Origin of the sequence: Flavobacterium sp. 90 (assembly GCF_004339525.1) — a bacterium.
Taxonomy (GTDB): domain Bacteria; phylum Bacteroidota; class Bacteroidia; order Flavobacteriales; family Flavobacteriaceae; genus Flavobacterium.
The window spans coordinates 3,705,372-3,723,568 of sequence record NZ_SMGE01000001.1; the positions used below are offsets into that span (position 1 = coordinate 3,705,372).

General features: G+C 32.6%; 15 protein-coding genes. 11 read left to right on the plus strand and 4 right to left on the minus strand.

Going from position 1 to position 18,197, the window contains the following annotated elements; genetic code table 11:
- The first annotated feature begins 2 nt into the window (after positions 1-2).
- The 4 genes from C8C83_RS15635 to C8C83_RS15650 all read left to right on the plus strand — a co-directional run bounded on the left by C8C83_RS15635 (position 3) and on the right by C8C83_RS15650 (position 4,665).
- Entirely contained in the window at positions 3-1,874 is a 1,872-nt protein-coding gene (locus C8C83_RS15635; protein WP_121329355.1) for a M1 family metallopeptidase, read from the plus strand.
- 319 nt (positions 1,875-2,193) lie between these two features.
- Positions 2,194-3,450 carry an alpha/beta hydrolase-fold protein gene (locus C8C83_RS15640; RefSeq protein WP_199735292.1) on the plus strand — a complete coding sequence of 419 codons (1,257 nt, stop codon included), beginning with the start codon at positions 2,194-2,196 and terminating at the stop codon, positions 3,448-3,450.
- A 22-nt stretch (positions 3,451-3,472) separates the two neighbouring features.
- Positions 3,473-3,865, plus strand: a complete 393-nt coding sequence (locus C8C83_RS15645) for an ACT domain-containing protein (RefSeq protein WP_121329357.1) — start codon at positions 3,473-3,475, stop codon at positions 3,863-3,865.
- A 173-nt stretch (positions 3,866-4,038) separates the two neighbouring features.
- Complete coding sequence (locus C8C83_RS15650; RefSeq protein ID WP_121329358.1) at positions 4,039-4,665, plus strand: hypothetical protein; 627 nt, start codon at positions 4,039-4,041, stop codon at positions 4,663-4,665.
- Between the two features lie 48 nt (positions 4,666-4,713).
- Here C8C83_RS15650 and C8C83_RS15655 read toward each other — a convergent pair whose 3' ends face one another.
- Positions 4,714-5,277 (minus strand): porin family protein, encoded by a 564-nt coding sequence (locus C8C83_RS15655; RefSeq protein ID WP_121329359.1) that lies wholly within the window; start codon positions 5,275-5,277, stop codon positions 4,714-4,716.
- Between the two features lie 200 nt (positions 5,278-5,477).
- Between C8C83_RS15655 and C8C83_RS15660 the strand changes: the two genes are divergently transcribed.
- The 5 genes from C8C83_RS15660 (at position 5,478) to C8C83_RS15680 (ending at position 12,430) form a co-directional block, all read left to right on the plus strand.
- Entirely contained in the window at positions 5,478-5,882 is a 405-nt protein-coding gene (locus tag C8C83_RS15660; protein ID WP_121329360.1) for a GNAT family N-acetyltransferase, read from the plus strand.
- 259 nt (positions 5,883-6,141) lie between these two features.
- On the plus strand, positions 6,142-6,525 hold the full coding sequence (locus C8C83_RS15665) for a hypothetical protein (protein WP_121330069.1): 384 nt from the start codon (positions 6,142-6,144) through the stop codon (positions 6,523-6,525).
- Between the two features lie 177 nt (positions 6,526-6,702).
- On the plus strand, positions 6,703-7,785 hold the full coding sequence (locus C8C83_RS15670) for an efflux RND transporter periplasmic adaptor subunit (RefSeq protein WP_121329361.1): 1,083 nt from the start codon (positions 6,703-6,705) through the stop codon (positions 7,783-7,785).
- A gap of 33 nt (positions 7,786-7,818) precedes the next feature.
- Entirely contained in the window at positions 7,819-10,986 is a 3,168-nt protein-coding gene (locus C8C83_RS15675; protein WP_121329362.1) for an efflux RND transporter permease subunit, read from the plus strand.
- A complete protein-coding gene (locus C8C83_RS15680) occupies positions 10,979-12,430 on the plus strand; it encodes a TolC family protein (protein WP_121329363.1) in 1,452 nt (483 codons plus the stop codon). Before C8C83_RS15675 ends, C8C83_RS15680 begins: the two co-directional genes overlap by 8 nt.
- Positions 12,431-12,893: 463 nt before the next feature.
- On the opposite strand, the gene C8C83_RS15685 is transcribed toward C8C83_RS15680, so the two are convergent.
- Together C8C83_RS15685 and C8C83_RS15690 are read right to left on the minus strand one after the other, a co-directional pair.
- Complete coding sequence (locus tag C8C83_RS15685; protein ID WP_347812785.1) at positions 12,894-14,363, minus strand: ATP-binding protein; 1,470 nt, start codon at positions 14,361-14,363, stop codon at positions 12,894-12,896.
- Between the two features lie 295 nt (positions 14,364-14,658).
- Entirely contained in the window at positions 14,659-14,859 is a 201-nt protein-coding gene (locus tag C8C83_RS15690; protein ID WP_121329365.1) for a hypothetical protein, read from the minus strand.
- Positions 14,860-15,811: 952 nt separating this feature from the next.
- Here C8C83_RS15690 and C8C83_RS15695 point away from each other — a divergent pair.
- Positions 15,812-16,459, plus strand: coding sequence for a hypothetical protein (locus tag C8C83_RS15695; protein ID WP_121329366.1), 648 nt, complete (start codon positions 15,812-15,814; stop codon positions 16,457-16,459).
- 442 nt (positions 16,460-16,901) lie between these two features.
- Positions 16,902-17,273 carry a hypothetical protein gene (locus C8C83_RS15700; protein WP_121329367.1) on the plus strand — a complete coding sequence of 124 codons (372 nt, stop codon included), beginning with the start codon at positions 16,902-16,904 and terminating at the stop codon, positions 17,271-17,273.
- Between the two features lie 152 nt (positions 17,274-17,425).
- On the opposite strand, the gene C8C83_RS15705 is transcribed toward C8C83_RS15700, so the two are convergent.
- Positions 17,426-18,175 (minus strand): DeoR/GlpR family DNA-binding transcription regulator, encoded by a 750-nt coding sequence (locus tag C8C83_RS15705; RefSeq protein ID WP_121329368.1) that lies wholly within the window; start codon positions 18,173-18,175, stop codon positions 17,426-17,428.
- Positions 18,176-18,197: the final 22 nt, after the last annotated feature.

Consider the following 18,197-nt stretch of genomic DNA (forward strand, 5'->3'; position numbering starts at 1 on the left):
TTATGGAAAAAAAAACATTCCAATTTGTATTTATTACATTGTTGTTTTTGGCGCAAAATGGCTTTGCACAGGAGCTTTATATGCCTAGAAATATAAAAGAAGCTTACGCAAAAGGTACACGTTCAAAGGACGGAAAACCAGGAAAAAACTATTGGCAGAATCATGGAAAATATACAATGGACATTTCTGTAGATCCAAAAACTAAGCTTGTTAGCGGAACAGAAACTATCGTTTATGAAAATAATAGTAATGATACGCTAAGAAATCTGGCTGTTAGATTTGTAAATAATCTTCACAAACCTTCTTCGCCAAGAAGCGGAAGTGTAAATGATGATTTTTTAAGTAACGGATTAACGATTACGTCTTTTAAAATTGAAGGTGATGTTTATAAAGAAGATGCCAGAAGCTGGGGAACAGTTGGAAATGTAAAAATGAACAAACCAATTTTGCCTCATTCTAAAGCTACAATTTCTATTGATTGGAATTATCCATTATCAAAAGAGAGTGGGAGAGAAGGACAAATCGATGAAACTACTTTTTTTGTAGCGTATAGTTATCCACGTGTTTCTGTTTTTGATGATTATAATATGTGGGACAGATTGCCGCATACAGATCGTCAGGAGTTTTATAATGATTTTAATGATTATAGCTTTACTGTAAAAGCGCCGAAAAACTACGTGGTTTATGCAACCGGAGATTTATTAAATCCTGATGAGGTTTTGCAGCCTGAATTTTCAGCTCGTTTGAAAAAATCATATGTTACAGATGAAATTATGCATATCGCAAACGAAGCGGAGTTAAAAAGTGGAGTTGTAACCAAACAAAATGATTGGAATGTTTGGAAGTTTGAAGCCAAAAATATCTCAGATGTTTGTTTTGGATTAAGTGATCATTATTTATGGGATGCGAGCAGTGTTTTGGTAGATAAAAAGACAAATCGTCGTGCAAGTGTTCAGGCAGCTTATGATGTAAAAGGAACTGATTTTGTAAACTCGATAAAAAACAATCAATTTGCTTTAGATTTCTTTTCGAATAGCTGGCCGGGAGTTCCGTATCCGTTTTCTAAAATGACTGCTTTTCAGGGTTTTGCAGATATGGAGTATCCAATGATGTGTAACGATTCACAAATAGGAGACCCTGTTTTTTCACAATTAGTTCAGGATCACGAAGTGGCACATACCTATTTTCCATTTTATATGGGAATCAACGAAACTCGTTATGCCTTTATGGATGAAGGCTGGGCAACTACTTTTGAGTATTTAATAGGTATTGCTGAACATGGTAAAGCAGCTGCGGATAAATTCTATCAGGATTTTAGAATAAAAGATTATATAAGTGATGTTTCTACAGAAGAAGATCAGCCAATAATCACAATGTCTACACAAGTTTCTGGCGCAGGTTATGGAAATAATTCATACGGAAAAGCGTCTCTTTCTTACCTGGCTTTAAAAGATATGCTTGGAGATGATTTGTTCAAAAAATCATTACACGCTTACATGGACAATTGGAATGGAAAACACCCAATTCCGTGGGATTATTTTAATTCGATGAATACAGCTTCAGGAAGAAACCTGAATTGGTTCTTTAACAACTGGTTTTTTACCAATAACTATATTGATCTTTCGGTACGAAATGTAAATCAAAATGTTGTTACTGTTGCAAATGAAGGAGGTTTTGTGATTCCGTTTGACGTGGTTGTTACTTATCAGGATAATACGAAAGAAACGATACATCAAACGCCGGCAGTGTGGGAAACAAATCAGAAATTGGCAAAAGTTATTTTGAAAAACAAAAAAACAATCAAGCAAGTTATTTTAGATGGAGGTATTTTTATGGATGCCACGCCTTCAAATAATACTTGGTCTGCTAATTAGAAAAGACATAAAAAAAGGCGCCTTTTTCAATAGAAAAGGCGCTTTTTTGTTTGGGACAAATTGATTATTAAGTTTTGAGATTTATTGATATCAATTGAAGATTGAATTGTGCCTTTAGGCACTAAATATTGGTAGAAAACATTAATTGGAGCAAATCTAGCGTGCCGTAGGTACGCAATAACGGTCGTTTTGTTGCGTACCTGCGGCACGCTAACAAATTTTAAATTTAAATAACTACCAATATTTAGTGCCTAAAGGCACATTTCATTTCTTGATTTGTAATTATTAACTAATCGATAATAAATTAAAATATATATGTATGAATTACTTAATAGATACTTTTAGAAAAAAGATAATAGTCGTAAGTTTTTTTATGTTATTGACCAGTTTTGCTTTTGCTCAGAAAAAAGACAAAATCGAAATTGGAACAGTTGATAGTATTGCTTCCAAAGTTTTAAATGAGAATAGAAAAATTTGGGTTCATTTACCTAAAAGTTCACAAAATAATGGTTTTGCAAAACAAAAATATCCAGTCGTTTATGTACTTGATGGTGACGGACATTTTAGTTCTGTTGTGGGAATGATTGAAGAAATGAGCGAAGTAAACGGAAACACAAACTGTCCCGAAATGATTGTGGTGGGAATTACGAACACCAACAGAAATAGAGATTTAACGCCTACACATTCAGATATTGATCTTCCTTTTGTGCCTAAAAACTTAAGCGAACAATCTGGTGGAGGTGAAAAATTTGTCGAGTTTCTTGAAAAAGAATTGATTCCATATATCAATAATAAATATCCTGCGGCACCTTACAAAACCTTAATTGGACATTCTTTTGGAGGATTAACAGCGATTAATATTTTGACAAATCACAGCAATTTATTCAACTCTTATATTGCTATAGATCCGAGTATGTGGTGGGATCATCAGAAATTTTTGGCTGAAACTGAGAAAAAACTAGCAAATAAAAATCTAGCAAACATTTCGCTATTCATGGCAGCTGCAAATACAATGGATGATAATATGAATGTTGTAAAAGTTCGAAAAGATACTACAGTTTTTACAAGACATATCAGAGCAATTTTGGATTTGAATGATTTTTTCGCCAAGAATAAAAAAAGCAATCTGAATTATGATTATAAATACTATAACGATGATAATCATGGATCAGTTCCATTGATCGCTACTTATGATGGTCTTCGGTTTATATTCAAATTCAACCAATTAAAACTTTCAGTATCGGAACAAATTAATTTTAATAAAGATGTTTTTGCTAAAATTGAAAAGCATTTTAAAAATGTGTCGAAACATTTAGGTTACAAAGTAGCTGTTCCTGAAAACACGGTAAATACTTATGGTTATCAGTCTTTGGGTAAAAAAGATATGGATTTAGCTGGTTATTTGTTTAAAATGAATGTTGCAAATTATCCGGATAGTCCAAATGTTTATGATTCTCTTGGGGATTTTTATGAAGCAAATGGAGATAAGAAAAATGCCATTGCGAGTTATGAAAAAGCATTGGTTTTGGATAAAAACTTTCAGGAAACAAAAGGGAAATTAGAAAAATTAAAATAATTGTTATTTAATAAAGTTTAAAATGTCGGGAGAAAAAAATCTGGAGAAATTGCTTAAGAGCATGAAACCTCAACATAATTTAGGAGAATATGTTTTTTGTAAAGTGGAGAAATTAGGAAATCTTAACTTGAATGATATCGAAATGTTTTTTAAAGAAAAAGAAGCTATTACATTAATTCTTAAAAAAGAAATAGCAGAACAATTAAATCTGGAATATTCGGTTGTAATGTCATGGTTAACGCTTACTGTTCATTCGTCATTAGAAGCTGTTGGTTTGACCGCGGCATTTTCTAAAGCACTCTCTGAAAATGGAATTAGCTGTAATGTTGTAGCGGCTTTTTATCACGACCATATTTTTGTGAATGCAAATGATACAGACAAAGCAATGAAAGTTCTAAATGCATTTTCAGAATAAGTTTCAGTATTTTTTTTGGTTAAATAAATAACATCAAAAGGTAGTTTAAATTTAATAGATTCCTTTCTAAGACTTCTATTAAGGTTAATGTGTTAAAATAAATAGAAATATGGAAAACCATAAAAGGTTGTAAGATTAATAGGTTATGTTTGTGGATAAAACATACGAAATAAATGAAAAACCTCTACTTTTTTATTGTTATCTTATTATTAAATATTCAGGTTTTTGCTCAGAACAATTCTAAGGTTACATTCCAAAAAAACAGATATGAATTAGCTGTTTCTTATTTTAAGAAAGCTGATTTTAGTAAAGCTATTGATCTATATTACATTGCCGCCAGGGTCATACCAGAGAATGAGATTGGTATTGCATCTCTTAAAAAAGTAGATTCTTTGCGAGTTATTTTAAGAGAGCGATTATTAGATAAAGCATTGGGTACCTGGAAAAAGGTTGGAGACAAACCAGGTTGGGCTGTCGATCAGGCAAGTATTAATGCAGGAAAAACTTCGGATAAGCTTGTAGAAATTAATAAAACGCAGATTTTATATTTCGAAAAAAATAAGAAAACACAAGAAAAGAAACTGATAAAAACAGAGGATTTAGTTTATTATAATGGAGAGAATTCAGAAGATGCTTCATTCTCGAATGTAATCTTATCAGATGGTAATGTTTGGCATTGTTCCATAAATGACAGTTCAGATGAAATGCATGTAATTAAGATTGCTAAAAAAGATGAAAATGGTACTGAAGAAATAAAAAGCGATAATGAAGAGCGATTTTATATCAAAGTAGAAGAATAAAAAAAGGGAATCAAAATTTTGATTCCCTTTTTTGTATGATAAAATATTTTACAAGAACTTAAATCCAAGCGAGAAATTTGAAACTGCAGTTTTTATATTTCTTCCTGAAGGATCAAGATCTGTAACGCCTGCAAGATATCTGTAATCGAGAGTAAGTTTCCATAAATCGACACCAACACCACCAAGAATACTGCTATTGTTTTTTTTGAAAGCAACAATATTTAGATTATTATTTGCACTTATATCCGAATAATTCTTCCAGTTGTATCCGGCAAAAAGGCGTACGTTTCCAAGTTTTCCTAAAGGAATGATTTTGAAACCAACAAGGATAGTTGCATCGCTTCCTGCTAACTCATAATCAGTTTCACCAATTCCTGTTTGCGAAAGGCTAAATTTTGATTTAGCATATCCGAGCTCGCCCTGAGCGTACAACATTAACAAATTAACGCGAACAAATCCGGCAACGCCATAGCCGGTTCCAGAGCTTTTTGAACTAAAATCATCAGTAAGAGGAGAAGTTATGTTATAAGAAACCTGAGGTCCAAATTGTATTAATTGTGCAAAACCATTTACACTAATACATAGTAATACTGCTAAAATGAATTTTTTCATAACTGTGGCTGTTTTTTTTAGATGCTATAAAAATAGATATTATTAATGTAATTCGAAAGATTTATCTTATTTATTTGGCGTTAATCTGAGTTTTTAATTCTGTATGTTTTTGATAATGAATAAAATGCCATTACAGGCGTTTAGGAAAGATGTAAGCTTAAAAAATATTAAATTTGAAGACTTCAAAAGATAGAAAAATAATGGAAATTAAAACAATCAATGCATCTCAAACCTGGGAAATCAGACATAAAGTAATGTGGCCGGATAAATCTATTGCATTTGTACAATTAGAAGAAGATAATTTGGGATTACATTTTGGAGTTTTTGATCAGGAAAAATTAGTATCTATTGTTTCTTGTTTTGTTGATAATCAGGAAATGCAATTTAGAAAACTGGCAACTTTAGAAGAATATCAAGGTAAAGGAATTGCCTCTGAATTGTTAAATTTTATTTTTGAAGTTGCTAAAAAACAAAATTTGAGCAAAATATGGTGCAATGCAAGAAGCAATAAAAAGTCATTTTATGAGAAATTTGGAATGATAGATACACATAAAATTTTTTCTAAAGAAGGACAGGAATTTACGATAATGGAAATTTTTTTATAGAAAAAGTATCGGATTTTATTGAAATAAGATAAAGACTATCAGGTATTTGTGAATTTGTTCAGTTTCTGTTGGTATACTTCTGAAAAAGACAATAGTTAAAAGCTTCAATCATTCTTTTTTGCCATTTTAGCATAAAACGCTATGTTTAATTATTGAATAAGGAATGTTAAAAAATGAAAACGTTTTCGTTTGTTTCTACATGTTAAGACTTTCTTATTTTATTTTTTTTGTTCCAATCTTTTATTACTTTCGCACCCAAATGAGAAAGTTAATAGTATTTTTAGTATTCATGAATATGCTTCTGTTCGGCGGAGGGCAATATCTTAATGCTGGTACTCCTCAAAACTTTCATCAACATACTCTTGAGAAAAAGCACCGGGTAAAATTCACAAATCAGGATCAGGGATCTTCAATTATCGAAGATGCTGATGTAGATCTTGAAGAGGAATATCTTGGAAGTGATGATCTTAAAGATGGACTTACGAATAAATTTTTTGCAACAAACTACAGTTTACTTGACAATTGGTATCTTTCCTTTTCAAGTCAGACTATTGTAAATAATTACAATCGTTTTAAATTCTTCGTGCCATTCTGTGGCAACTCAAATCCTATTTACATTACCCAACAGGTTTTAAGAATTTGATTCAACAGTATACATTGGTTGCCTAAGTTGTGATCTGCATATCTTGTTGATGTATATTTTTTTTCTACTTCTTCTTGTATGAAAGTTTAGTTATAACTAAGGTTAGCTGATGCATTTTTTCATCTAAAGGAATCACTGTATTCCAAGCATTCAATCGCTTAATTTCCAAACTAAATCATGAAAAGAATTATCTTGTTCACAGGCTTAATTGGCCTAGTGTGCCTTACTAGTTGTACAACTAAAAAAGAAGAAAAAGAAGAAGTGGAAAAATTTACCGCAACAAATCCGGTACTAATTGACACTTCGTTTGTAAAAGAATATGTTTCTCAGATTAAATCTGTACGTAACATTGAAATCCGTGCTCAGGAAAAAGGATTTCTACAAAACATTTATGTTGATGAAGGGCAGTTTGTAAAAAAAGGACAACTGTTATTTAAAATTATGCCAAATATGTATCAGGCTGAATTGCTTAAAGCACAGGCTGAACAAAGATCAGTAGAGATAGAATTGCAAAATTCAAAATTACTGGCAGATAAAAATATCGTTTCTAAAAACGAATTAAGTGTAGCTCAGGCAAAACTGCAATCAGCAAAAGCTGAGGTTGCATTAGCAAAACTTCACTTATCATTTACAGAAATCAGAGCTCCGTTTGACGGAACTATCGATCGTATTCCATTAAAATTAGGAAGTCTTATTGACGAAGGCGAATTAATGACAAGTCTTTCAGACAACAGTCAGATGTTTGCGTATTTCAATGTTTCAGAGCCAGAATACATCCAATATCAAACAGATGTGAAAGATCGTGCTGATAATAAAGTAAGCTTGGTTTTGGCTAATGGTGATACTTTTAAAGAACAAGGAAAAGTAGAACTTATCGAAAGTGAATTTAATAATGAAACCGGAAATATCGCTTTTAGAGCAAGATTCCCTAATTCAGGAAAATTGCTTAGAAACGGAGAAACAGGACAAGTTAAAATGTTAGTGCCTCTTAAAAATGCGATTATAATTCCGCAAAAAGCAACTTATGAAATTCAGGATAAAAAGTATCTTTTTGTTATTGATAAAAACAACAAAGTAAATTCGAGAGAGATTACAATTACAGGCGAAATTCCTGATTTGTATGTAGTTAAAAGCGGAGTTACTCAAAATGACAAAATTTTACTTGAAGGAGTTCAGAAAGTAAAAGAGAACGACAAAATTAAATATGAATTCCAATCTCCAAAAGAGGTAATGAATCATTTGCGTACAAAAGCAGAATAGATTTAACTGGTTTAATCATTAAAAAAATATAAAATGTTTAATAAATTTATTCAAAGACCTGTATTGTCGATAGTAATATCGCTTATAATTGTCTTTTTAGGGGTATTGTCGGTATTAAGTTTGCCTATTACACAGTTCCCTACAATCTCACCACCAATGGTGAATGTTACCGCAGATTATCCAGGATCTAACGGTGAATTAATGATCAAAGCGGTTGTTATTCCTCTTGAAAGAGCTTTAAATGGAGTTCCTGGAATGAAATATATGGCTTCTGATGCCGGAAATGATGGTGAAGCTACTATAAAAGTTGTTTTTAACTTAGGAACAGATCCAAATCAGGCTGCGATCAACGTTCAAAACCGTGTAGCTTCGGTTACCAATAAATTACCTCCATTAGTTATTAGAGAGGGTATTAAAATTACCCGAGAAGTGCCGAGTATGTTGATGTACGTGAATCTTTACAGTACAGACAAAAATACCGACATGAAGTTCTTGTATAACTATGCTGATATCAACGTACTTTCTGAATTAAAAAGGGTAAATGGTATTGGTTCCGGAGATATCTTAGGAACACGTGAATATGCAATGCGTATTTGGTTGAAACCAGATCGTATGTTGGCTTATAAAATTTCTGCCGATGAGATAATGGATGCATTATCAAGTCAGAGTTTGGAAGCTTCGCCTGGTAAAACAGGAGAAAGTTCTGGTAAACGTTCTCAGGCTTTTGAATATGTATTAAAGTATTCAGGACGTTTTACAACAAAAGAACAATACGAGAACATTATTGTAAAATCAAATGCTAACGGGGAACTTTTACGTTTGAAAGATGTTGCCAAAGTAGAATTTGGAAGTTCGATGTACGATATTTATTCGAATTTGAATGGAAGACCTTCTGCGGCTATTGTATTGAAACAATCGTTTGGTAGTAATGCCAATCAGGTTATTGAAGAGGTAAAAGCTAAATTAGAAAAAATCAAGCAAAGATTCCCTAAAGGAATGGATTATGAAATTTCGTATGACGTTTCTAAATTCCTTGATGCTTCTATCGAAAAAGTAATTCACACTCTTGTAGAAGCTTTTATTCTGGTAGGTATAGTAGTATTCCTTTTCTTGGGAGACTGGCGTTCTACGGTTATTCCGGCAATTGCGGTTCCGGTATCTTTGATCGGAACGTTTGTATTCATGACATTCTTTGATATTTCATTGAACTTAATTACATTATTTGCTTTAGTTCTAGCGATTGGAGTTGTCGTCGATGATGCGATTGTGGTAATTGAAGCTGTTCACGCCAAGATGGAGGAAGAGCATCTTTCGCCACTTAAAGCAACTAAAAAAGCGATGCATGAAATTGCAGGAGCGATTATAGCGATTACATTCTTAATGGCTGCGGTATTTATTCCTGTAGCGTTTATGTCTGGTCCGGTTGGGGTATTTTACAGACAGTTCTCTGTAACTATGGCAACGGCAATTATCCTTTCTGGTGTTGTGGCTTTGACTTTGACACCGGCACTTTGTGCGATGATGTTAAAAAACAATCACGGTGAGGTTAAAAAGAAAACACCTGTAAACGTATTTATTGATGGATTCAATAATAAATTCAATTTAGCGCAAGGTAAATACCAAAATTTATTAGGTAAAATTGTAAATAGAAGAGCCGTTACTATTATTGCACTTCTTGGATTTTGTGCCGGAACATGGATGATTAGTAGTACAGTTCCTTCCGGGTTTATCCCGAATGAGGATCAGGGTATGTTTTATGCTGTTATTCAAACGCCACCGGGTTCATCATTAGAAAGAACCAATAATATTGCAGAAAGACTTCAAAAAATTGCAGAAAAAATTGATGGAGTAAAATCAGTTTCTTCATTAGCAGGTTATGAAATTCTGTCTGAAGGTACAGGTTCTAACTCAGGAACTTGTTTGGTGAATCTTAAAGACTGGAGCGACAGAAAGCATTCTGTTCTTGAGATTATGGCCGAAATGGAAGAAAAATCTAAAGATATTGCAGGTGCAAATATTGAGTTTTTCCAACCGCCTGCTGTACCAGGATATGGTGCTGCCGGAGGATTTGAGCTTCGTTTATTAGATAAAACAGGTTCTGGAGATTACAAAAAAATGGAGCAGGTTAATAATGATTTTGTTAAGGAGTTAAATACTCATCCGGAATTATCAAACGTGTTCAGTTTTTATAGTTCTAGTTTCCCTCAATACATGATGAAAGTAGACAACGATATGGCTCAGCAAAAAGGAGTTTCTATCGAAAACGCCATGAATACTTTGTCAACTCTTGTGGGTAGTAACTACGAAATTAGTTTCATTAAATACGGAATTAACTATAAAGTAATCGTTCAGGCTTCTCCGGAATACCGTGCTCAGCCAGATGATATCTTGAAGTTGTATGTAAAAAACAATCGGGATGAAATGGTTCCTTTTTCTGCTTTCATGAGATTAGAAAAAGTATACGGACTTTCTGAGATTACAAGACATAACATGTACACTTCTACACAAATTAGTGGATCTGCAGCACCGGGATATAGTTCTGGTACAGCGATTAAAGTAATTCAGGAAGTTGCAGCTAAAAAATTACCTAGAGGTTATGATATTGACTGGGCAGGTATCTCTGCCGATGAGGTTGCTCAGGGTAATCAGGCTATTTGGGTATTCATGATTTGTTTAGGATTTGTTTACCTGGTTTTGGCTGCTCAATATGAGAGTTTTATTTTACCACTTTCTGTAATCCTTTCTTTGCCAGCAGGTATTTTTGGAGCTTTCTTATTATTGAAATTAACAGGATTAGAAAACAACATTTATGCTCAGGTTGCCATGGTAATGCTTATTGGTTTATTGGGTAAAAATGCCGTACTGATTGTAGAGTTTGCGATACAGCGACATGCTGCAGGCAAAACAGTTCTTGAAGCAGCAATGGAAGGAGCGAAAGCGAGGTTCCGTCCAATTTTGATGACTTCATTTGCGTTTATTGCCGGATTATTGCCACTTGCTTTTGCTACTGGTCCGGGTAAAATTGGTAACAGAACCATTGGTACTGCCGCTGCCGGAGGTATGCTTATCGGAACTATTTGTGGTGTATTTGTAATTCCAGGATTGTATTACATTTTTGGAAAAATTGCAGAAAGACACAAATTAGTTAAACATGAAGAAGAGAATCCATTAACAGAAGAAATTGATAACAATCATGTATAAATTCAAATCATATCAATATGGTATTGCATTAGGTTTATGTTTTACGGTTGCAGGGTGTAAAGCCCCTGCGCCTGAGGCAGCGCCTACTACAAGTACGCCAGTTCCTGAATCATTTGGTCAGACTGCCCAAACTCAGGACGCAAACAATAATACATCAGCATTGCAATGGAAAGATTATTTTAAAGATCAAAACCTTGTTGACCTGATCGATGTTGCATTAAAAAACAATCAGGAATTAAATATCACTTTGCAGGAAATTGAAATCGCAAAGAATGATATCCGAGTTAAAAAAGGACTTTTATTGCCTACAGTTGGTGTTCGCGCCGGAGCTGGAGTAGAGAAAGTTGGTAGATATACAAGCCAGGGTGCGGGTGATGCTACAACAGAAATTAAACCTGGAGTAGAAACTCCTGATCCGCTTGGGGATTTTACAATTGCGGCTTATGCTAATTGGGAAGTTGATATCTGGAAAAAATTACGTAATTCTAAAAAAGCAGCTTTAAACAGATATTTAGCTACAGTTGAAGGTAAAAACTTCGTGATTACAAATCTTATTGCTGAAGTTGCTGATTCTTATTATGAATTATTGGCTTTGGACAATCAATTGGATATTATAAATCAAACGATCAAATTGCAGTCAAACGCTTTAGAAATTGTAAAAATTCAAAAGCAGGCTGCAAGAGCAACAGAACTTGGAGTTAAGAAGTTTGAAGCCGAAGTTTTGACTTCAAAAAGTATGGAGTTTGATATTCGCCAGCAAATAAAAGAAGCGGAGAATAAAATCAACTTTTTGTTGGGTAGATATCCACAGGAAATTAAAAGAACAAGCAGTACCAATTTCTTAAGTTTATTGCCTGCAGCAGTTAGTTCTGGAATTCCGTCTCAATTATTAGCAAATCGTCCTGATGTTAAACAAGCAGAATTAGAGCTTGTAGCAGCAAAATTAGACGTAAAAGTCGCTCGTGCTGAGTTTTATCCTTCATTGGATATTTCAGCAGCGTTTGGAATACAAGCATTTAAGCCAGCTTATTTGTTTACATTTCCAGAGTCAATTTTATATTCTATTGCAGGAGATTTAGCTGCGCCATTGATTAACAGAAATGCAATTAAAGCTGAATTTGCAAGTGCAAACGCCAGACAACTTCAGGCATTATATAATTATGATCGTACGGTTTTGAATGCTTATTTAGAGGTTTCAAACCAACTTTCTAAGATTGAAAACTTACAGAAAGGATACGATCTTAAATCGCAACAAGTTGATGCTTTAAACACATCAATTGATGTTTCTAATGATTTATTTAAGTCAGCGAGAGTTGATTATTTCGAAGTTTTAATGACTCAACGTGATGCATTAGAAGCGAAATTAGAATTAGTAGATACTAAAAAGGAACAACTGAATGCGGCGGTCCATGTTTACAGAGACTTAGGCGGCGGTTGGAAATAGAATGCCTATTTTTTAATTAGTTATTAGTAGGAGAGCCTTCCAGAAGTAAAATTCTGGGAGGTTTTTTTATGTTAAAAAAAGTCAGCTGTAATTAAAAATTAAACTTTTTTATGAAAATTGATGTCCTGGTCCTGATAGTTCCTAAGTGTTTGGAGAAAATTTTTTTGTGGCGGTCCAGATAGTTATCGCGCAATGTTATTAAATTAAAGGGAAATCTAAAAAAAAATACTTAACAGTTTAATAAAGAAAGTAATTAGAAAATCCGTTTTTATCAGCGTTTTCGCTTTAGCGAATCAGTAAAATCAGCGTCTAATTTTGACGCGGATAAAACAGATTTACTTTGTAAAAACGCAGATAAAAACGGTTTTTATTTTCTAAAAGCTTAACTTAATGACATTGTACGAACGATAGCGAACTGACTAATCAAATAGTTACTTATAAAATAATAACTAATAATTTATATTTATTTAGGAATGGATATTTTTGCTCTAAAGCCTTTATCAGGTTCTGTTTCAAAATCAATAGTTCCTTTTACAGCTTGAATGCGGCTTTCCATGTTTTTGAGACCATTTTTTACCATCTTTGTTTTTTCGGAACCTTTACCATTATCAGTATAGTTTATTAAGATTGATTTTGGATCATTTTCAAATTTTATAACAACCAGCTTTGCCATACTGTGTTTCTTCATATTCACCATTAATTCCTGTAAAATTCGGCTAATAGTGACTTTTTTGGTGTCGTCGATGAGTTCCCAGTTTATGTCATCCAAATTAGTAATCATGATATTTCTTTCGCTGGTATTGTAAGTCGAAAGCATTTCTTTTATGGTGGAAGTAAAATTTATGCCAGTATCAATTTTATTATTTTCTTTTGAAATACCTCGCACACGTCCGTAAATATCGTCTAATTTCTGTAATAAATTCTCTTTAGTGTTTTCGTGAGATAATGTTTGAGATTCGGCAAAAGCAATCACATGATACACATCGTTTGCTAACTCATCATGAATTTGTTTAGCAATTCTAGCTTCTGTATTGTACGAAGTCTTAAATTCTATAGCTTTGTTTTTGTTTTTATAATAACGGATTAAAATCGCTATTAGAATAACTAAAAAGATAAAAATGATAACAAAGACAATTCGTAGATATGTAGCTTTTTGAAGTGATAATTCGTTTTCGGCTTTTTCTAAACGAAGTTTTACATTTTCGTCTTTTTCTTTTTTGGCATCGTATTTTATTTTGGCAAACTTGTTTTTAAAGTTATTTCTAACTTTAATAAGGCTGTCGTTTAAGGTAAAATACCTTTGCACATATTTGCTTGCTTGGTTTTTATGGTTATTAGAGATTAAAATTTGCAGCGCTTCTAATCTTTCGTCAACACTATTTAGTTTTGTAGATGTATTATAAGCAGCAAGAGCATTTTCATCTGATTTCTCTATGTCCTTTTTAGCATAATAATCGGCAAGATGTAAGTAGCTCTCAATACTTCCATAAGTATCCTTAAATTCAATTCTGGTCTGGAGTGCATCCTTCATTAAACGGAATCCTTTTTCGTCTTTGCCATTTTTAAAATAAGCATAACCTAAGTTGTCCAGAAGTCTGGCTTCACGAATTTCTTGACCTTTTTCCTTTAATAATTTTTTGCTTAAAAGAGATTCTAAAAGAATGATTGCGTTATCATATTTTTTTTGTTGGATATAAACAGCCGCAATATTACTTAAGGGGTTAAGCTTATAAATGGGATCTTTAAACTCATTAGCAGCTTCTTTATAATAATGAATAGCATCGTTATAAAAAGAAAGTTCTTTGTCAGCGACGCCTAATATATTCTTTATTGCCGCCTTATCCTCACTTCTTTTTTTAACATAGAGTAATGCTTCGGTAACTGTTTCCTTACTACCATAGTAATCTCCGTTGACTTGCTGAATTGCTGCCATTTGGATAAGTATATACCCAATATTAGCACTGTCCTTTAAGGTTTCAAAAAGTTGTTTAGATGTATTATACTCGTAAAATGAAGTGTTGAAATTTTGTTTGCCGTAATCTTCAATTGCTTTATCTCGTATACGATATGCTTCTTTTTGTAGTGATTCTGTGTTGGTAGAAATGGTCTTTTTTTCAGTACACGAAAAAAGAAAAAGAAAAAGAAATGTAATAAAATAAAAAAACGGGGACCGTAACATATAAATTTACTTTCCCCGAAAATAGTAATTAATTAGATACTAAAAATATTTATTTAGGTTTTGGAATGACAGTAGGTGGTTTCGTAGGATCCGTGCCATCACCAGGACCTTCCGTGCCTTTGTCTCCTGCTTGCAAAGAATCTTTTATTTTTTCTGTTTTCTTTGTTGGCGGTGTCTCGTACTCATCAGGAGTACAAGAAAATATCGTGAATAATGACGCAATAGCGACAAAAAGTATTAGCTTTTTCATTTTGATTTAATTTAGAAATTAGACATAGGTATTGCTGTCCGGAGTTCACCCAGAGTTTTTGGTTGGCAATACCAAATTGGTTTTTGGGAAGTAAACCGTGTAGAACTGTAAGACGTTTTTTTATACTTCCCGAATAAATCCGGTCTTACTGTTTTTTACACTGTTAATTAGAACTAGTTTTTATTATTGTTTTAGTCTGCAGACAAAACTTGAACTAATTTCTATGGCAAAGAAAAGGCGCTTTGAGCCCATTGTTTATAGGGGATTCCCAGAATTCCCGCGTTTTCCTGAGATTCCCAGGAATTCCTGAAAAAAGAATATAATGCACAATAAATTTAGGCTCGTAAGAGCTTGTTATGTGAATAAAAAACTAAACTTGACCTTTATTTAATAGAGGCAAAAAGTCTTAAAAAGGTTGGTTTGGACTATTAAAAAAAACATAAAAATGTATATTGAAGAGATCAATAAATTGATTTTAATATTGGAGCAGGTTTAATTGTTGGAAAACGAGAAATAAAGATTAGAATTAGATACTAAAAATAGATTAGTTTTTGGGCAGATTTTCACACTCATGGCGGTAGAAGAGAATAAAGCAAATAGTAAATTGGAGGCTATAAAAAATATTTTTTTTCATTTTGGTTTAGATTAAAAATTAGGCATGAGTATTGCTATCCAGAGTTTATCCAGAGCTTGTTAATAGTAGTTCCAAGATTGATTTTTGGGGAAGTAAAGTAAGACGTTTTTTATACTTCCCGAATAAATCCGGTCTTACGGTTTTTTACACTGTTAATTTGAACTAGTTTTATATTTTTGTTTTAATCTGCAGACAAAACATGAACTAATTTCTATGATAAACGAAAGGCATTTTTGAGACTTTTGTTTATAAGAGATTATCAAAATTTCTGCGGTTTACTGAGATTCCCAAGATTTCCTATAAAAAACCATATATACCATGCATTCCAAGACATTAGAAGAATATAAAAAAGGCATTAAAATTAAATATGAGATCGTAAAAGAAGGAGAACACTTCGATTACTTATACAATCCTTCTCGTGGAAAACTCCGCGATTTGTGTTGGCTTATTTTTGAGAATAACCCAACTCAAGATGATTTAAATGTCTTTAAGAATTTATTGTGTTTAGATTTTGATCATACTAAAAAGAATAAGTTTAAGGAGCAAAAAGATAAGTTTAGGCCTATTGAGACCTTCTTTAAGGGCGAAACAGATCCGTTGAATATTGATGCAATAAATCTTGCGGCAGTTATAGTTGATTTTCAACCGCGTCCTTTTAAAAAGTTCAACGAAAAGTGTAGAATTGGAGAAACCCAACAAATTAAGAATGCCGATAAAGCGGAGATAGTCGTTGAAAGTGAGAAAGAAATCATAGAAGTAGATGGTTTTGTGAAAAATGAAAATGAAGAGTCGAAAGAGGATCTTAAAAAAGGAAATTTGTATTCTAATTTTCAAGATGTATTTTCTAAAATAAAAACTCAGAAAATAAATCCGGAAAAAATAATTATGGTTGGAATTGGAACAATAGCTTTGGTTTCTTCAGCATGTTTAAAAAAATTAGATAGAATGATTTCTAAATCTAAATAAAGCTGAGAAGAAGCATTGCGAAAAATAAAATGCTTAAAGAAGTAAAAGGAATGATTTTTTGAGAAGTAATTCTGGAGTTTAAAAAGTCTGTTTTTCGGCATATATTTATTGTTATTTACACTATAAAGATAAGCAAAACTTATCAGAAAACCTAGTAAATACGGGAGAAATTGCCGTTTTTTGTTGCTTTTTTTACAGGTTTTTTTTAATTTTTTTTTAAAATTTTTTGCCTGCAATAACGGATTTAAAAAGCCGTAAAATTTGCTTTTTTGAGGTAATTGGATTGTAGTAGAATTAGTTTTTACAAAGTAAATTTTTCACGCAGATTTAAAATAATTTAAGCAGATACACGCAGATTTATTTTCTTTTTAATTTGCTTAAATCTGTAAAATCTGCGTGAAACAAGAAGGTGTTTTTAATCATCAATAGAAGTCAATAAATAATGAGAAAGTTATTAATCTTAATAGTCATGTTTTTGTCAATAAGCTGTACTCAAAAAGAGTTTATAATCTCTATTGAACAACCACATGAGAATAAACTTGATGGTTTGAAAGTTGAAATAAATTTAGATGAAAATAAAGCAAAAGAGTTTCATTTAAAGTCAACAAATATTGCGCCTTCTTATGAAACGACTCATTTTTTAATTTCGGAAGAAGGGAAACATCATTTAACCGTCAAATTAAAAGATTCCGTGTATAAGTATCAAATATATTATCCATCAGAAAAATACATTATTATAGGGCCTTATTTAAAAAAGAATGGTAAAATTCGGCTTGGTATTTTAAAACAAAAAGAGAAGTTTATTTTTCATTAAATAATTATTTCAATATTTCTGATAAAATGAATGCCTAGCCCTGATAGAAGTGGAAATCCTTTTGCTTTTTTCTTTAAAAAGCAAAAGATTGAAACGTATAGCAGGAAATAGCTCCTTATAAATATTGTACAACCTAAAAATAAACTCTAGAATTAAACAATTGTTACACCAGAATTTCTGTAAGGCTTTAAAATTTCTTCTTCTGGTGAAGCATTTGTTACCAGAACATCAATATTGCTAATTGGTCCAATAAAATAAGATTCGGCGGTATCTACTTTTTCAATTGAACTCAATGCTATGACGTAATTAGAATTTTGAATCATAGTTTTTTTAATCTGAGAATCTTCGTGTATAACGCCTGTAAGCCCGCGTTCGTGATGTATACTGCAAACACCAAGAATACAGATATCGGCTCTAAAATTGCGGAAGAAATCTATAGTTTCAATACTTGCCGTAGTAAAGGATGTTTTGCACATTTTTCCGCCTGCAAAAATCAGATCAATATTTGGTAAATCTTCGATTAATGCTGCAACGGGAAAACTGTTTGTAATAACCGTTATTTTTAAATCGTATGGAAAACTTGCGACTAAAGCCAAAGAAGTTGTTCCGCCATCGATAAACACAACCTGACCGTCTTTTAAGTAAGAGATTGCTTTTTCGGCAATGATCTTTTTGTTTTCGACGTCGTGTTTTTCTCTGCTTCTATAATGTAAGGGAATTGGAGAAGGAGCAACCGCACCTCCGCGAACTGCTTTTAATAATCCCTGATCTGAGAGTTCTTTTACATCTCGTCTTATCGTGTCTTCAGAAACATTTAAGTATCCGCTGAGTTCGAGTAATGTTACGCGATGCTCTTTTGATAAGTATTCTAAAATTACTTTTTGACGCTCTTCTTTTTTCATACGATGCAAATTTATATTGCAA

What these genes read in the sequence shown, in the direction of transcription:
- C8C83_RS15635 (WP_121329355.1), top strand. Translation starts at nt 3, where the DNA reads ATGGAAAAAAAAACATTCCAATTTGTATTTATTACATTGTTGTTTTTG.
- C8C83_RS15640 (WP_199735292.1), top strand. Translation starts at nt 2,194, where the DNA reads ATGAATTACTTAATAGATACTTTTAGAAAAAAGATAATAGTCGTAAGT.
- C8C83_RS15645 (WP_121329357.1), top strand. Translation starts at nt 3,473, where the DNA reads ATGTCGGGAGAAAAAAATCTGGAGAAATTGCTTAAGAGCATGAAACCT.
- C8C83_RS15650 (WP_121329358.1), top strand. Translation starts at nt 4,039, where the DNA reads ATGAAAAACCTCTACTTTTTTATTGTTATCTTATTATTAAATATTCAG.
- C8C83_RS15655 (WP_121329359.1), bottom strand. Translation starts at nt 5,277, where the DNA reads ATGAAAAAATTCATTTTAGCAGTATTACTATGTATTAGTGTAAATGGT.
- C8C83_RS15660 (WP_121329360.1), top strand. Translation starts at nt 5,478, where the DNA reads ATGGAAATTAAAACAATCAATGCATCTCAAACCTGGGAAATCAGACAT.
- C8C83_RS15665 (WP_121330069.1), top strand. Translation starts at nt 6,142, where the DNA reads ATGAGAAAGTTAATAGTATTTTTAGTATTCATGAATATGCTTCTGTTC.
- C8C83_RS15670 (WP_121329361.1), top strand. Translation starts at nt 6,703, where the DNA reads ATGAAAAGAATTATCTTGTTCACAGGCTTAATTGGCCTAGTGTGCCTT.
- C8C83_RS15675 (WP_121329362.1), top strand. Translation starts at nt 7,819, where the DNA reads ATGTTTAATAAATTTATTCAAAGACCTGTATTGTCGATAGTAATATCG.
- C8C83_RS15680 (WP_121329363.1), top strand. Translation starts at nt 10,979, where the DNA reads ATGTATAAATTCAAATCATATCAATATGGTATTGCATTAGGTTTATGT.
- C8C83_RS15685 (WP_347812785.1), bottom strand. Translation starts at nt 14,363, where the DNA reads ATGGCAGCAATTCAGCAAGTCAACGGAGATTACTATGGTAGTAAGGAA.
- C8C83_RS15690 (WP_121329365.1), bottom strand. Translation starts at nt 14,859, where the DNA reads ATGAAAAAGCTAATACTTTTTGTCGCTATTGCGTCATTATTCACGATA.
- C8C83_RS15695 (WP_121329366.1), top strand. Translation starts at nt 15,812, where the DNA reads ATGCATTCCAAGACATTAGAAGAATATAAAAAAGGCATTAAAATTAAA.
- C8C83_RS15700 (WP_121329367.1), top strand. Translation starts at nt 16,902, where the DNA reads ATGAGAAAGTTATTAATCTTAATAGTCATGTTTTTGTCAATAAGCTGT.
- C8C83_RS15705 (WP_121329368.1), bottom strand. Translation starts at nt 18,175, where the DNA reads ATGAAAAAAGAAGAGCGTCAAAAAGTAATTTTAGAATACTTATCAAAA.